The 15,080-nt window shown below is 73.5% G+C and carries 12 protein-coding genes; 6 read left to right on the forward strand and 6 right to left on the reverse strand.

Translation table 11 applies throughout. The features are described 5' to 3' along the window. The first annotated feature begins 30 nt into the window (after positions 1-30). The 4 genes from GA0070614_RS12250 to GA0070614_RS12265 are packed head-to-tail and all read left to right on the forward strand — an operon-like array spanning position 31 to position 5,478. Positions 31-1,461, forward strand: a complete 1,431-nt coding sequence (locus GA0070614_RS12250) for an FAD-dependent oxidoreductase (RefSeq protein WP_088976082.1) — start codon at positions 31-33, stop codon at positions 1,459-1,461. A gap of 55 nt (positions 1,462-1,516) precedes the next feature. Then, positions 1,517-4,045 carry a nitrite reductase large subunit NirB gene (nirB, locus tag GA0070614_RS12255; RefSeq protein WP_088976083.1) on the forward strand — a complete coding sequence of 843 codons (2,529 nt, stop codon included), beginning with the start codon at positions 1,517-1,519 and terminating at the stop codon, positions 4,043-4,045. Then, a complete protein-coding gene (nirD, locus tag GA0070614_RS12260; RefSeq protein WP_088976084.1) occupies positions 4,042-4,389 on the forward strand; it encodes a nitrite reductase small subunit NirD in 348 nt (115 codons plus the stop codon). The genes nirB and nirD overlap by 4 nt, the downstream gene beginning before the upstream one ends. Then, positions 4,390-5,478, forward strand: a complete 1,089-nt coding sequence (locus tag GA0070614_RS12265; protein ID WP_088976085.1) for a uroporphyrinogen-III synthase — start codon at positions 4,390-4,392, stop codon at positions 5,476-5,478. 13 nt (positions 5,479-5,491) lie between these two features. Here the strand turns inward: GA0070614_RS12265 and GA0070614_RS12270 are convergent, their stop codons facing one another. The 4 genes from GA0070614_RS12270 to GA0070614_RS12285 all read right to left on the reverse strand — a co-directional run bounded on the left by GA0070614_RS12270 (position 5,492) and on the right by GA0070614_RS12285 (position 10,146). Continuing rightward, the gene (locus GA0070614_RS12270) at positions 5,492-6,112 is read right to left on the reverse strand and encodes a GTP-binding protein (RefSeq protein WP_088976086.1); all 621 of its coding nucleotides are present in this window, start codon (positions 6,110-6,112) and stop codon (positions 5,492-5,494) included. Next, positions 6,093-6,455, reverse strand: a complete 363-nt coding sequence (locus tag GA0070614_RS12275; protein ID WP_088976087.1) for a DUF742 domain-containing protein — start codon at positions 6,453-6,455, stop codon at positions 6,093-6,095. The genes GA0070614_RS12270 and GA0070614_RS12275 overlap by 20 nt, the downstream gene beginning before the upstream one ends. A 92-nt stretch (positions 6,456-6,547) precedes the next feature. Then, positions 6,548-6,955, reverse strand: a complete 408-nt coding sequence (locus GA0070614_RS12280; protein ID WP_088976088.1) for a roadblock/LC7 domain-containing protein — start codon at positions 6,953-6,955, stop codon at positions 6,548-6,550. Further along, positions 6,952-10,146, reverse strand: a complete 3,195-nt coding sequence (locus GA0070614_RS12285) for a nitrate- and nitrite sensing domain-containing protein (protein WP_088976089.1) — start codon at positions 10,144-10,146, stop codon at positions 6,952-6,954. Before GA0070614_RS12285 ends, GA0070614_RS12280 begins: the two co-directional genes overlap by 4 nt. Positions 10,147-10,584: 438 nt before the next feature. Here GA0070614_RS12285 and GA0070614_RS12290 point away from each other — a divergent pair, with 438 nt between their 5' ends. Beyond that, entirely contained in the window at positions 10,585-11,760 is a 1,176-nt protein-coding gene (locus GA0070614_RS12290; RefSeq protein WP_088976090.1) for an ABC transporter substrate-binding protein, read from the forward strand. Positions 11,761-12,015: 255 nt separating this feature from the next. Here GA0070614_RS12290 and GA0070614_RS12295 read toward each other — a convergent pair whose 3' ends face one another. Continuing rightward, positions 12,016-12,897 (reverse strand): ABC transporter permease, encoded by an 882-nt coding sequence (locus tag GA0070614_RS12295; RefSeq protein ID WP_408630749.1) that lies wholly within the window; start codon positions 12,895-12,897, stop codon positions 12,016-12,018. A 99-nt stretch (positions 12,898-12,996) separates the two neighbouring features. Then, a complete protein-coding gene (locus tag GA0070614_RS12300) occupies positions 12,997-14,025 on the reverse strand; it encodes an ABC transporter substrate-binding protein (protein ID WP_088976091.1) in 1,029 nt (342 codons plus the stop codon). A 267-nt stretch (positions 14,026-14,292) separates the two neighbouring features. On the opposite strand from GA0070614_RS12300, the gene GA0070614_RS12305 reads away from it, so the two are divergent. After that, positions 14,293-15,078, forward strand: a complete 786-nt coding sequence (locus GA0070614_RS12305) for an ABC transporter ATP-binding protein (protein ID WP_088976092.1) — start codon at positions 14,293-14,295, stop codon at positions 15,076-15,078. Positions 15,079-15,080: the final 2 nt, after the last annotated feature.

Consider the following 15,080-nt stretch of genomic DNA (forward strand, 5'->3'; position numbering starts at 1 on the left):
GGGCCGGTCGGAACGAAGCGGAGGACGGCCATGCGCGTCGTGATCGTGGGGTACGGCATGGCCGGCTCCCGGCTCGCCGCCGAACTGCACGCCCGGAGCGGGGAGCACAAGGTCACCGTGCTCGGGGCGGAACCGCACCGGGCGTACAACCGGATCATGCTCTCCACCCTGCTCGCCGGGAAGATCGACGAGCCGGACGTGGAGCTGGCCGAGGTCGCCGGGCAGGGCGTGGACGTGCGCACCGGGACGGGCGTCACCGCGATCGACCGGGCCGCCCGCGAGGTACGCACCGATGACGGCGACCGGATCGGCTACGACCACCTGGTGCTGGCCACCGGCAGCCGGGCGCTGGTGCCGCCGCTGCCCGGCCTCGACCCGACCGACCTGCCGGCCCGGGTGGCCGCCTTCCGCACCCTGGACGACTGCCGGCGCATCCTCGCCGTGGCCCGGGACGCACGCCGCGTCCTGGTGCTCGGCGGCGGGCTGCTCGGGCTGGAGGCGGCCCGAGGGCTGGCCGCCCGGGGACTCGACGTGACCGTGGTGCACCCGGTGGGGCACCTGATGGAGCGCCAGCTCGACCCGGCCGCCGGGGCGGTGCTCGCCGGCACCCTCGCCGGACTGGGCGTGCGGACCGAGCTGGCGGTCGGCGGCTCCGGGGTCGAGGTGGACGCCGACGAGGTCCGGCTGCGGCTGACCGACGGCCGGACGCTCGCCGCCGACCTGCTGGTGCTCTCCTGCGGCGTACGCCCCGAGACCGGGCTGGCCGCCGCCGCCGGGCTGGCCGTCGAGCGGGGCGTGGTGGTCGACGACCGGCTGCGCACCAGCGACCCGCACGTCTCGGCGATCGGCGACTGCGCCCAGCACGACGGCACGCTGACCGGGCTGGTCGCCCCTGCCTGGGCGCAGGCCCGGGTGGTGGCGCAGCTGCTGAGCGGCGAGGACCCGGCCGTCCGGTACCGGGCCCGTCCGGCGGTGACCCGGCTCAAGGCGGCCGGCATCGACCTCGCCGCGATGGGCGACCCGACCGACGGCCCCGGCGAGGAGCTGACCTTCGCCGACCCGGCCCGGGGCACCTACGCCCGGCTGCGCATCCACGACGAGCGGCTGACCGGGGCGATCCTGCTCGGCGACAACCCGAGCGTCGGCACGGTGGTGCAGCTCTTCGACCGGGGCGGACCGGTGCCGACCGACCGGCGGGCGCTGCTGCTCGGCCGGGCGATCGGGACGACGGCGGCGACGCCGGCCGAGTCGCCGGCGCTGATGCCGGACGCGGCGACCGTCTGCCAGTGCAACGACGTCCGCAAGGGCGCGCTGGTGGCCTGTTGGCGCGACGGGGCCCGGACGGTCGACGAGGTGGTCGCCGCGACCCGGGCGGCCACCGGCTGCGGCGGCTGCCGGGAGGCCGTCACCGGGATCGTCGACTGGCTCCGCGAGGCCGACTCGGTGGGAGCGGCCCGATGACCGGGCGGGTGGCGGGATACGGATCTGACGCGATGGACCGCGAGGAGGTGACGCGATGACCGGCGGACGATTGGTCGTCGTCGGCAACGGCATGGTCGGGCAGCGGTTCGTCGAGGCGCTGCGCGCCCGCGACCACGACCGGCGTTGGCAGGTGACGGTGCTCGCCGAGGAGGACCGGCCGGCGTACGACCGGGTGCGGCTCTCGGCGTTCTTCGACGGGGTGACCGCCGAGGAGCTGAACCTGCACACCCCGGACGACGGGGTGCAGCTGCGCCTGGGCGAGACGGTCACCGGGATCGACCGGGCGCGGCGGGTGGTGACCACCGCGGCCGGCGAGCACCCGTACGACACGCTGGTGCTCGCCACCGGGTCGTACCCCTTCGTGCCGCCGGTCGACGGCGCGGACCTGCCCGGCGTCTTCGTCTACCGGACGTTGGACGACCTGGTGGCGATCCGCGACCACGCGGCCGGCCGGCGGGTCGGCGCGGTGATCGGCGGCGGCCTGCTCGGGCTGGAGGCGGCGAACGCGCTGCGCCTGCTCGGGCTGGACACCCACGTGATCGAGTTCGCGCCCCGGCTGATGCCGGTGCAGGTGGACGAGGCCGGCGGCGCGATGCTGCGCCGCTACGTCGAGGAGCTGGGGGTGCGCACCCACCTCGGGGTGGCCACCACCGCGCTGCGCCCCGGCCCGGACGGCACGGTCGCCGCGCTGGAGCTCTCCGACGGCGCCACGGTCGACGCCGAGCTGGTCGTGGTGGCCGCCGGCATCCGCCCCCGCGACGAGCTGGCCCGCGCCGCCGGGCTGGCGCTGGGGCCGCGCGGCGGGGTGCTGACCGACGCCACCTGCCGGACGTCCGACGAACGGATCTGGGCGGTCGGCGAGTGCGCGGCGGTCGAGGGCGCCTGCCACGGCCTGGTCGCCCCCGGGTACGCGATGGCGGAGGTGGTCGCCGACCGGCTGCTCGGCGGCGCGGCCACCTTCCCCGGCGCGGACACCGCCACCAAGCTCAAGCTGCTCGGCGTGGACGTGGCCTCGTTCGGCGACGCGCACGGCGCCACCCCCGGCTGCCTGGACGTGACGTTCACCGACCCGGCCACCCGGTCGTACGCGAAGCTGGTCCTCTCCGACGACGCGACGACGCTGCTCGGCGGCGTGCTGGTCGGGGACGCGACCGCCTACCCGACGCTGCGGGCCAGCGTCGGCGGGCCGCTGCCCGGTCCCCCGCTGGCGCTGCTGGCGCCGGCCGGCGGGGCGGGGGCCGGCGCCGCCGCGCTGCCCGGCACCGCGCAGGTCTGCTCCTGCAACGCGGTCACCCGGGACGACATCGACACCGCGATCGCCGGTGGCGCGTGCGACGTGCCGGCGCTGAAGGCGTGCACCCGGGCCGGCACCAGCTGCGGCTCCTGCGTGCCGATGCTCAAGCAGCTGCTCGACGCGGCCGGCGTCCGGCAGTCCACCGCGCTCTGCGAGCACTTCGACGCCAGCCGGCAGGAGCTGTTCGACATCGTCCGGGTACGCGGCATCCGCACCTTCTCCCAGCTCGTCGCCGAGCACGGGCGCGGGCGCGGCTGCGACATCTGCAAGCCGGTGGTGGCCTCGATCCTCGCCTCGCTCGGCACCGGGCACGTGCTCGACGGCGAGCAGGCGTCGTTGCAGGACACCAACGACCACTTCCTGGCGAACCTGCAACGCGACGGCACCTACTCGGTGGTGCCCCGGATCCCCGGCGGCGAGATCACCCCGGACAAGCTGATCGTGATCGGCGAGGTGGCCCGCGACTTCCGGCTCTACACCAAGATCACCGGCGGGCAGCGGATCGACCTGTTCGGCGCGCGGGTGGAGCAACTGCCGCAGATCTGGCGCCGGCTGGTCGATGCCGGCTTCGAGTCCGGCCACGCGTACGGCAAGGCGCTGCGCACGGTGAAGTCCTGCGTCGGCGAGACCTGGTGCCGGTACGGGGTGCAGGACTCGGTCGGGCTGGCCGTCGCGCTGGAACTGCGCTACCGGGGGCTACGCGCCCCGCACAAGCTCAAGTCGGCGGTCTCCGGCTGTGCCCGGGAGTGCGCCGAGGCGCGCAGCAAGGACTTCGGCATCATCGCCACCGACACCGGCTGGAACCTCTACGTCGGCGGCAACGGCGGGTTCCGCCCCCGGCACGCCGACCTGTTCGCCTCCGACCTGTCCACCGAGGCGCTGATCCGGCTGATCGACCGGTTCCTGATGTACTACGTCCGCACCGCCGACCGGTTGCAGCGCACCGCCGCCTGGATCGAGGCGATGGAGGGCGGCCTGGACCACCTGCGGGCGGTGATCGTCGACGACTCGCTCGGGCTCTGCGCCGAACTGGACGAGGCGATGGCCCGGCACGTGGCGTCCTACTCCGACGAGTGGCGCGACGTCCTCGACGACCCGGAGCGGCTGCGCCGCTTCACCTCGTTCGTCAACGCCCCGGACGTGCCCGACCCGTCGATCAGCTTCGCCGAGGAACGCGGCCAGCCGGTACCGGTCCGGGGCGGGCCACCGCCCGGCGGGGACCACCGCCGACAGCCGGTCACGCTGGGGATGCCGGAGGTGCGGCGATGACCGACATGATGACGCTGGAGTGGACCACGGTCTGCGGGCTGGACCGGCTGGACCACGAGCGGGGCGTCGCCGCCCTGGTCGACGGGGTGCAGGTGGCGCTCTTCCGCAGCGGCGACGAGTTGTACGCCGTGGCCAACCTCGACCCCGTCGGCGGCGCGTACGTGATGTCGCGGGGCATCGTCGGCAGCCGGGGCGGCGTGCCGACCGTCGCGTCCCCGCTGCACAAGCAGGTGTACGACCTGCGCACCGGGCAGTGCCTCGACCTGCCCGACGTGACGCTGCCCGTGTACGAGGTCCGCTGCCGCGACGGACTGGTCGAGGTGCGGCTGCGACAGGAGGAGTAGATGCGGGACGAACTGGCCGGCTTCACCATCGGGGTGACCGCCGACCGGCGACGGGACGAGCTGGCCGCGCTGCTCCAGCGGCGCGGCGCCCGGGTGGTGCTCGCCCCCGCCCTGCGGATCGTGCCGCTGGCCGACGACAGCGAACTGCGCGACGCGACCCGGATCTGCCTGGAACGGCCGCCGGACGTCCTGATGGCCAACACCGGCATCGGGATGCGCGGCTGGCTGGAGGCGGCCGAGGGCTGGGGGCTGGCCGAGCCGCTGCGCGCGGTGCTCTCCCAGGCGTACGTGGTGGCCCGGGGTCCGAAGGCGCGCGGCGCGATCCGGGCCGCCGGGCTGCACGACCAGTGGTCGCCGGACTCGGAGAGCTGCGACGAGGTCATCGAGCACCTGGTCGAGCGGGGGGTCGCCGGCCAGGTCATCGCCATGCAGCTGCACGGCGACCGGCAGCCGGAGTGCACCGAGGCGCTGGAGGCGGCCGGGGCCACCGTGATCGAGGTGCCGGTCTACCGCTGGGCGCCGCCGACCGACCCGGCGCCGCTGCACCGGCTCATCGACCTGGTCGCCGGCCGGCTGGTCGACGCGGTCACCTTCACCTCCGCCCCGGCGGCGGAGGCGCTGCTGCGGGCGGCCGGGGACCGCGCCGAGACGGTGCTGGAGGCGCTGCGCGGGGACGTGCTGGCCAGTTGCGTCGGCACGGTCACCGCCGAACCGCTGGTGCGCCGCGGGGTGCCGGTGAGCGCGCCCAACCGGGCCCGCCTCGGGGCGCTGGTCCGGCAGATCGTCGACGAGCTGCCCCGCCGTACGGTGACCGTGAAGGCGGCCGGGCACCTGCTGACCCTGCGCGGACACGCCGCCGTGGTCGACGGTGAGCTACGCCCCCTGGCGCCCGCCCCGATGGCCGTGCTGCGGGCGCTCGCCGCCACGCCCGGGAAGGTGCTGTCCCGGACCGCCCTGCTGCGTACCCTGCCCCGGGGCGCGGACGAGCACGCGGTGGAGATGGCGGTGGCCCGGCTCCGGGTGGGGCTGGACGCCCCCCGGGTCGTGCAGACCGTGGTCAAGCGGGGTTACCGCCTCCGGGTCGAGTAGACCCGGAGGCGGTTCAGCCCACCGGGGCGTACCCGCGCCCGTGCTCGTTCTGCAGGCGCAGCATGGCGTGCTCCACCACGGTCACCAGCACCTGCTTCACCGAGTCCCGCTGCCGGGCGTCGCACATCACCAGCGGCACGTCCCGCGAGATGGCCAGCGCCTCGCGGACCTCCTCCAGCTCGTACTGCGGCGCGTCGTCGAACCGGTTCAGCGCCACCACGTACGGCAGGTTGCGGTTCTCGAAGTAGTCCAGCGGCGCGAAGGCGTCGGTGATCCGGCGGGTGTCCACCAGCACGGCCGCGCCCACCGCGCCCCGGATGATCTCGTCCCACATGAACCAGAAGCGCGTCTGGCCCGGGGTGCCGAAGAGGTACAGGATCAGGTCCTGCGCCATGGTGATCCGGCCGAAGTCCATGGCGACCGTGGTGGTCTCCTTGCCGGGCACCTTCGACGGATCGTCGATGCCCACCCCGGCCGCCGTCATCAGCGCCTCGGTGGTCAGCGGCGTGATCTCGGAGATCGCCCCCACCAGCGTCGTCTTGCCCACGCCGAAGCCGCCCGCGACCACGATCTTCGCGGAGATGATCTCCCGGCTGCGGCGCGCCCCGGCGGGGTCATAGTTCGCGAAGTCCACTTAGCACCCTTCCCAGCAGGTTCATCCGCTCCTCGTAGCCCGTGGCGGGAGCGGCAGTGTGTAGCGTCAGCAGGCCCTCGGCCACCATGTCGGCGACCAGCACCCGGGTGACGCCCAGCGGCATCCGGGTGTACGCGGCGATCTCCGCCAGCGACTGCGCGCGACCCTCGCAGACCGTGGCGATGCGGTACTTGTCGTGCCCGGCGAAGCGCGCCTCGGCAGCCTGGGTGGGGGTGGCCGACAGCACCGCCTCCAGCGCGATGTCCCGGCTCGGTTCGGTACGGCCCCGGGTGACCGCGTAGGGGCGCACCAACGCCCCGCGCGGGTCCCGCCGTGGTTCCATCCGCGATCACCTCCCCCAGCCCGGAGCCAGCCCGGCACCGGATCCCCTGTTGCCGGCCGGGCGCGGTCGCGCCCGGCGTCGTACCGTCCGTCTCAGGAGCGCACGGCGTCGCGCGGCAGCGGCACCAACGCCGCGCCCACCCGCTCCACCAGCAGTGCCATCTCGTAGCCGACCTGCCCCACGTCGCAGCTGCGGGCCGCGAGGACGGCCATCGACGACCCGTCGCTGATCGACATCAGGAACAGGTAGCCGCTGTCCATCTCGATCACCGTCTGGAGCACACCCCCGGCGCTGAACATCCGGGCCGCACCCTCGGTCAGGCTCACCACGCCCGAGGTGATCGCCGCCAGCTGGTCCGCCCGGTCCGGTGGCAGGTCGCGGGAGGAGGCGAGCAGCAGCCCGTCCGCGGACACCGCCACCACGTGGGCGATGCCCGCCACGCTGTCGGCGAAGTTGGTGAGCAGCCAACCCATGTCCTGCATGGCCGCTGGCCTGTTCATCGGCGCGTCTCCTTGGTCGAGGTGCTGTTCTGGTCCGTACCGGCCGATCGGCCGCGCTGCACGCCGCGGTGGTAGGCGGAGAGCAGACCGCGTACCTCGTCGGGGGTGCGGCGACTGCGGTCCCGCCCGCTCTTCGGCTCGATGCCGCCGGGGACGAGCTGTGCCTGTGGCACCCGCTTGGGCAGACCCGAGCGGGTGGTGCCACCGGTGGACGGTTCGGCTGCCTTGGTCGCCCTGGTCCAGCCCTCGTCGGCCGCGGTGCGCCAGGCGTCCGCCCCGCCGGCGGACGAGGTGGCCGACGGCGCCGGCGGCGCGGTCGGCACCGACGGCGGGGCGTACGACGGGGGCGGCGTGGCGGCCGGCTGCGGCGCGGCCGGGGCCACCGACGGGGTGCCGGCGGCGGTCGGCGCGCTCGGCACCCGGGTCGGCAGCTTCGGGCGCGGCGGCGGGGCGGCCTCGTCCTGCCGGGCCTCCGGCGGCGCGCCGTCGAAGTCCGGCCGGGTGAAGATCGCGGTGGCGTCGTCCCCGTGCGACCGGAACCAGACCGCCTCCATCTCGCGGAAGATCGGCGAGTCGGCGGGCCGTTCCGGGCGCGCCACCACCGGGGCGGCCGGCGCGGCGGCCGGCGGCGTGTACGGCGCCGCCGGGGCGACCGGCGTCGGGGCGCCGCCGAACGGGACGGCCGGGGCGGCCGGGGCGGCCGGTGCGGCCGGTGCGGCGGCGTACGGCACGGCCGGGGCGGCGAACGACGCGGACGACCCGGCGAACGGATCGGCCGACGCGCCGGCGACCGGCCCGAGCGGGAGCGCCGGGGCGGGCTCGGCGGCCGGGGCGCGCTTCGGCAGCGGGTCGAGGACCGGGTTGGCCACCGTCGGGGTGCCGACCGAGAAGCCGTACGACGGCTCGGCCGGCGGCGCGGAGGCGGGCACGGCGGACGTGGGGACGGCCGAGGTGGGGACGGCCGAGGTGGGGACGGACGAGCTGGGCGCGGCCGAGACCGGGGCGCCGAATCCGACCGTCGGCGCGGCGTCCCGCGCGTCGACCGGCGGCCGCCACGGGGCCGGGGCCGGCGGGGTGGTCCGCCACGAGTCGGTCAGGGTCGCCGCGCCGGAACGCCCACCGACCGCAGACTCGCCGAGACCGGCCGAGGAGAGCGGGGTCTGCTCGACCGCCAGCGGCTGCCGCTGCCGGGGCAGCGAGGAGTCCCGGCCCCGGTGGGCGGGGAGCACCACGGCGGAGTTCGGCAGGGTCACCTGGGCGACGGTGCCGCCCTCGACGTTGCGGCGCAGCTCCACCCGGATGCCGTACCGGGAGGCGAGCCGGCTCACCACGGCCAGACCCATCAGCCGGAACGCGGCCACGTCCACGCTCGGCGGCGCGGCCAGCCGGCGGTTGAGCGAGTCGAGCTGCTCGTCGGTGAGGCCGAGACCGCGGTCCTCGACCTGGATCAGCACGTAGTCCCGGATCCGGCGACCGTCGGCGACCACAGTGGTGGTCGGCGGCGAGAAGCGGGTGGCGTTGTCGAGCAGCTCGGCGACGAGGCGGACCACGTCGTTGACCGCGTGGGCGGCGACCGAGATGTCGGTGTCGACGGTGCCGAACTCGATCCGGTTGTAGAGCTCGACCTCGGACTGGGCGGCCCGCAGCACGTCCACCAGCAGCGCGTCGTCGCGGCGCGGTACGGCCGAGTCGGCGCCGGCCAGGACGAGCAGGTTCTCGTCGTTGCGGCGCATCCGGGTGGCCAGGTGGTCGAGTTCGAAGAGCTGGGCGAGGCGCTTCGGGTCCTCCTCGCTGCGCTCGATCGCGTCCAGCTCGCCGATCATCCGGTCGACCAGGGTCTGCGAGCGGCGGGCCAGGTTGAGGAACATCGCCGAGACGCTGGTCCGCAGGGCGGCCTGCTCGGCGGCGACCCGGACGGCCTCCCGGTGCACGACGTTGAAGGCCAGCGCGACCTGCCCCACCTCGTCGCGGTTGGGCAGCCGGATCGGATCGCGGACCTGGCGGACGATCTCCTCCACCCCGCCGTCGCCGACGCTGCCCATGTTCTGCAGCCGCTTCACCGCGTCCGGCAGGTCGTGGTTGGCCACCGACAGGGCGCCCTCACGCAGCCGGCGCAGCGAGTGGTTGAGCGAGCGGGCCAGCACCACGGCGAGCGAGACGGCGATGATCAGGGTGAGCAGCACCAGCACCGACTCGACGACGGCCTGCCGGATCACGTCGTTGCGGGCGTCCTCGGCCTGGCGCAGCAGGCGGTCCTGGAGTTCGATCTCGGCCCAGCGCATCAGGTCGTTGACCGCGCCGATCGAGGCGACCGCGTCCCCGGCGGTGACCAGCGGCTGCTGCCCGACCGAGCGGGTGATGTCGGCGGCGACCCGGTCGGCGAGACCGACCGCGTCGCCGGAGACCGTCCCCTCGACCAGGTCACGCTGGTCCGGGGCGGCGGCCAGCGAGAACGAGACCAGCGCCTCCTGCTGGCTGGTCAGCGTGGTGACGAAGGCGGAGAACTGCTCCTCGTCGACCCGGCCGCCGCTGAGCGCGGTGAAGGCGACCGCCTCCTCCTCGGCGACGGCGGCCTTCGCGCGGCTGAACGCGGCCACCGCGCGGCGGGCGTCCGCCAGGCTCTCCTGGCCGGGGAGCTGGGCCAGGGTGTCGCCGTACGAGACCAGGTCGGTCAGGACGATGCCGTACCGCAGGGTGGCCTCGGCGACGGGCATCTGCCGGCGGTCGAGCACCTTCTGGCGGGTGCCGTTGAGCGTCTCCAGGTGGTCGTCGATGACCTCCAGCTGGTCGCGCACGGAGTCCGGGACCTCGCCGATCCCGTTCCGCTCGGCGCGGTACTCGGTGATCCGCTGGTCGGTGGCCCGCACCCGCAGGTTGTAGTCGTCGACCCGCTGCTGCGGGTTGGCCAGGTACAGCGCCGCGGCCATCCGCTCCTTGTGCAGGTCCTGGGTGAGCGCGGAGACGTCGGTCGAGAGCGCGGTGAGCGACCTGAGCCGGGTGGCGTCGACCGCGCCCTCACCGGTGGAGACGAGTCGGATAGTTGCCAGAGCAATGACGGCGGCCACGGGGACCACCAGAATGAGGGCGAGCTTGGAACGGATCCGCGCATCCCTCAGTCGGGGTAGCCGGCGCCCCCGGTCACGATCGGCGGTGTCGCCGATTTCGGGCAGGGTCGTCGGTCCGGTGCTCACGACATCGCCTCCGTCGTTTCTTCCGCGCCTGCCCCGCCGACCCGTGCCTGGTGCAGCGGAGAGCGCCACGCGCGGCACGGCCGCGATTTCATCAGAGAAGATCGCGTTTGGGAAGCCGCAGTGAGGCAGGAAACGGTCAACCGGCGACTCCGTCACCTTATGGCCTCATTCCCGCGCACGCTCTGAACAGGCATTGTCACTCCAGAGTGGTCGGTTGCCTCTCCGGAGTGAGCATCCGTAAATATCTGATGACCCCAACATGTGGGAAAGCCGTCCCGAAACCACTCCCGGCACCCCGCGCTTGACCGCGCGGCCCGGCATTGGCAAGGTTTTGCAGGCTTCGCGCACACCGTACGGCAGACAATCCCGTTTCTCCACTGAGGACGGACACTAGCGGCGGTGACCGGGCATCGCCCGTGCCGCACCTGGAGGACTGAGTTGAGCCCCATCCGCTCCGCGACCATCGTGGCGCTCGCATCGGCCGTACTGGCCACCACGCTCACCGGCTGCTCGTTCGGCGCGGGGCAGGAGGACACCACACCGATCGTCATCGCCGCCGACCTGGAACTCTCCGGGGCGTCGGCCCCGATCGGCAAGGCGTACCAGCGTGCGCTGGAACTGAAGGTCGAGCAGTTGAACGCCTCCGGCGCCCTGGGCGGTCGGAAGATCGAACTGTTGATGAAGGACAACCGTTCCGACGCCAGTGAGTCGCTGCGCAACATCGGCGACTTCAGCAGCGATTCCAAGGTCAGCGCGATCATCATGGGCGGCTGCAACGAATGCGCCGTGGGCGCCGTCCGCACCATCAACGAGAAGAAGATCCCGACCATCGCGCTCGCCGCGTCCAGCGCGATCGTCAACCCGGTCGCCGATCGACGGTACGTCTTCAAGCTGGCCCCGAACGCGGAGGACAGTGCGGCGGCACTCACCACCGAACTGCGCCGAAAGGGCATCCGCAAGGCCGCCCTACTGCACAGCGACGACGACTACGGCCGAGAGGGTCTCACCGCCCTGCGCGGCGAATTCGACAAGGCCGGAATCCGACTGGTCCGCAACGAGTCCGTCCGCTCCACGGACACCGACGTATCGCAGCCGGTGAGCCGACTGACCACCGGCAAGCCGCAGGCGCTGATCGTCTGGACCCCGCCGGAGCAGGCCGGCCTGGCCGCCACCAGCGCCCAGGAGGCGGGCTTCTCCGGGTCGCTCTTCCTCGACGCGGCGGCCGCCGGCGACCTCTTCCTCGGCGGCTCCGCCAAGTCCACCGAGCAGGCCACGCTGATCTTCACGCAGACCATGGTGATCGACGACGTCATCGCCACCACCCCGGCCAAGGCCGCCCGCCGGCAGTGGTTCCAGGACTACACCGCCCGGTTCGGCGGCTACAACGGGTTCTCCTCCTTCGCCGCCGACGCGGTGCAGCTCATCGTCGACGCGAACCTGCGGTCCGGCGGCGACGGGGTCGACCGGGACGGCGTCCGGGACGTGCTGGAGACGTCCCAGATGGACGGCCTCTCCGGCCCGATCCGGATGACCCCGGACAACCACTCCGGCCTGATGCCCCAGGCGCTGACGACGCTGGTGGCGCGGGGCGGGCGGTGGCGGCTGGCCGGCTAATCATCGCGGTGGGTGTCGCTCACCGGCTGGTGGTCGCGGTGGGGTGTGGCCCCGGCACAACCGGCTCCGGGCGGTCAGGCTTGATCCCTCCGCCGGTTGCGCCGGGGCCACACCTCGGGGTCGTTCGCCGTCCGGTCGTGCCTGGTGGGTCGTCCGGGGCGCACGGTCGACGTCGGGTGACCGGTCGGGGGTGCGGTCGGGGTCGGTGACCGGTCGGGGGTGCGGTCGGCGTCGGGGGTGCGGTCGGCGTCGGGGTCAGCGGGCGCTGGTGGTGGCTCGGACCCAGGGCAGGGCGAGGCGCTCGACCAGGGAGAGGGCCGAGTAGAGCAGGATGCTCATCCCGGCGATCAACACGATCGCCGCCCACGCCGTCGCGGTGTCGCCGATGCCGTTGTACTGCAGGATCTGGTAGCCCAGCCCCGGCTTGTCGGAGTAGAACTCCCCGATCACCGCGCCGATCGCGGCCAGCGGCATCGCCACCTTGAGCCCGACGAAGATCTGCGGCAGCGCCGCCGGGAAGCGCACCTTGCGGAACGCCTGCCACCACGAGGCGTTCAGCGACCGGGCCAGCTCGGCCAGGTCCGCCGGGGTGGTGGTGAGGCCGGTCGCCGTGGACAGCACGATCGGGAAGAAGCAGAGCAGGAAGACCATGGTCAGGATGGGCTTCTCACCCCAGCCGACCGAGACCACCAGCAGCGGGCCGAGGGCGATCTTCGGCACCGCGTTGATCGCCACCAGCAGCGGCGCGAACATCCGCTCGGCCCGTCGGGACGCGGCCAGCGCCATCCCGATCAGCACCCCGGCGACCGTCGAGAGCAGGAAGCCCAGCAGCGTCATCAGCGTGGTGACGCCCAACGCCGGCAGCAGCACGTCCGCGGTGTCGACCAGCGCGGTCCAGACGTCCTGCGGGGGCGGCAGGGACGCCGGGTGGACCAGTTCCAGTCCGGCGGTGACCAGCCACCACACGGCCAACGCGATCACCAGACCGAGCAGGGGCAGGCCCACCGTCGCCGGGCGTACCCCGGACCACCGCGACGCGGCGGCGACCGGCGGCGTCGTCGGGGTCGCGACCACGCCCGGGTCGACGGCGGCCGGCTCCACCCCGGCCGCCCCGGAGCGGGTACGGATCTCCGTCACGTTCTCATCCTCTCCTGCCGGCACGGGGCCGGCCACGGCGACGGGGGCACGGCCACCGGGCGTCCCGGTGACCGCACCCCCGTGTACGCCGGTCGGTGATCAGGCCTTCGGCGTGAGGTTGAAGTCGATGATCTGGTCCGGGTTGATGGCCGACTTCAGCGCGCCCGCGCCCTGGAGCAGGGCGATGCTCTTGGCGACCCGCTCCTTGTCCAGCGTGCCGAGCGCGGTGCCGGAGTTGCTCGACCGGACGTACGCGGCCATCAGCTGGAGCTCGGCGGCGGCGGCGCCCGTGTTGGTGGCGTCGACGTTCTTCTTCAGCAGGTCGGCGGCCTCCTGCGGGTGGGTCAGGGCGTAGTCCAGACCCTTGAGCAGCGCCGCGGTGAAGCGCTTGACCATCTCCGGCTTCTCCTTGGCGAGCTTGCTGGAGGTGATCAGCGCGTTGCCGTAGAGGTCCGTCATCACGTCGCTGTACGGCAGCACGACCGGCTTCTTCCTGGTGACCGCCTCGACGGTGGGCTGGCCGACCACGAACTGGCCGATGCCGTCCACGGTGCCGGAGGCGAGCGTGCCCATCAGGGTCTGCGCCTCGCCGTTGACGAAGGTGACCTTGCTGGCGTCCACGCCGGCGAGCCGGGCGTACGTCGGGAAGAGCAGCCGCACCACGGAGGTCGGGGTGTCGGCGAGCTTCTTGCCCTCCAGGTCCTTCGGCGTGGCGATGTTCTTGCCCTCGACGGTCACGACCGCCGCCATGGTGCGCTGCTGGATCGCGGCGACCGCGACGAAGTCCTTGGCCGCGCCGTTGCCGAGCTGGAGCAGACCACCGGTCAGGTCGATCGGGCCGAAGTCCGCCTGGCCGCCGACGATGGTCTGGATGACCGAGCCGGTGCCCTGGCCCGGCTTGATCTCCACGTCGAAGCCGGCCTCCTTGAAGAAGCCCTTCTCCTTGGCCACCCAGGCGTACGAGTCACGGCCGAAGTTGCCGAACGAGGTGAGGTAGGTCACCTTCTCCAGCGCCTTGCCGTCACCCCCCTTGGCCTCGGACGAGTCGTCCCCGCCGCTGCACGCGGAGACCAGGGCGAGAGCGGTGGCCAGGGCCGCCGCGGCGACCGTACGGGTCAGCCTTCTCATCAGTGCACCATGTCCTTTCCGACCGGGTGCTCGTCACCCGGAAGGGGTCGTCGGTCCGGCGGCGCGGCATGAGGGGGGAGCCGGACCACCGTCGTGAAGGGACTCTTCGCGCCGACAGCGTAGGACAAACCCACCGTCACGACGCCAGGCGGATCGGGTTGCGGAACGGAAACAACTCGTGGTCCACCCCGGACGGTGCGCATCGGACACGAGCCGGATAGTGTTTGCCGGATTCCTGACCGACCACTCAGGGGAGGCCCGGCGGACATGATCCGACTCGCCGACGTGTCGCGTACGTTCGACGGCCGCTCCGGTCGGGTGGAGGCGCTGCGCGGCATCGACCTGGCGGTCGGCGAAAGCGAGTTCGTCGCCGTCCTGGGCCGCTCCGGCTGCGGCAAGTCGACCCTGCTGCGCATGGTCGCCGGGCTGCTGCCGGTCACCGGCGGCGAGATCACCGTCGGCGGGACGCCGATCACCGGGCCGCGCCGCGACATCGCCATGCTCTTCCAACGCCCCGCCCTGCTCCCCTGGCGCACCGTGCTGGACAACGTGCTGCTGCCGGTGGAGATCTTCGGCTGGAGCCGGGCCAAGCACCGGGACCGGGCCCGCCGGCTGCTCGACATGGCCGGGCTCGGCGGCTTCGAGAAGCGGCTGCCGCACGAACTCTCCGGCGGCATGCAGCAGCGGGTGTCGCTGTGCCGGTCGCTGATCGGCGAGCCCCGGGTGATGTTGATGGACGAGCCCTTCTCCGCCCTGGACGCGCTCACCCGCGAGGAACTCTCCGGCGAACTGCAACGGGTGCACATGGAGACCGGGGCCACCGTCGTCTTCGTCACCCACTCCATCGACGAGGCGGTGCTGCTGGCCGACCGGGTGGTCGTGCTCAGTCCCCGTCCGGGCCGGATCCGCAAGGTCGTCGAGGTGGACATCCCCCGACCCCGCACCCTCGGCCGCAACGCGCACCTGGCCGACGTCGCCCGGGTCAGCGCGGAGCTGCACGAGCTGCTGATGGAGCGCGACGCGCCGGTGCCGGCCGGGACGGAGGAGCGATGAGC

It is taken from the genome of Micromonospora coxensis (genome assembly GCF_900090295.1).
Lineage (GTDB): Bacteria > Actinomycetota > Actinomycetes > Mycobacteriales > Micromonosporaceae > Micromonospora > Micromonospora coxensis.

What these genes read in the sequence shown, in the direction of transcription:
- GA0070614_RS12250 (WP_088976082.1), top strand. Translation starts at nt 31, where the DNA reads ATGCGCGTCGTGATCGTGGGGTACGGCATGGCCGGCTCCCGGCTCGCC.
- nirB (WP_088976083.1), top strand. Translation starts at nt 1,517, where the DNA reads ATGACCGGCGGACGATTGGTCGTCGTCGGCAACGGCATGGTCGGGCAG.
- nirD (WP_088976084.1), top strand. Translation starts at nt 4,042, where the DNA reads ATGACCGACATGATGACGCTGGAGTGGACCACGGTCTGCGGGCTGGAC.
- GA0070614_RS12265 (WP_088976085.1), top strand. Translation starts at nt 4,390, where the DNA reads ATGCGGGACGAACTGGCCGGCTTCACCATCGGGGTGACCGCCGACCGG.
- GA0070614_RS12275 (WP_088976087.1), bottom strand. Translation starts at nt 6,455, where the DNA reads ATGGAACCACGGCGGGACCCGCGCGGGGCGTTGGTGCGCCCCTACGCG.
- GA0070614_RS12280 (WP_088976088.1), bottom strand. Translation starts at nt 6,955, where the DNA reads ATGAACAGGCCAGCGGCCATGCAGGACATGGGTTGGCTGCTCACCAAC.
- GA0070614_RS12300 (WP_088976091.1), bottom strand. Translation starts at nt 14,025, where the DNA reads ATGAGAAGGCTGACCCGTACGGTCGCCGCGGCGGCCCTGGCCACCGCT.
- GA0070614_RS12305 (WP_088976092.1), top strand. Translation starts at nt 14,293, where the DNA reads ATGATCCGACTCGCCGACGTGTCGCGTACGTTCGACGGCCGCTCCGGT.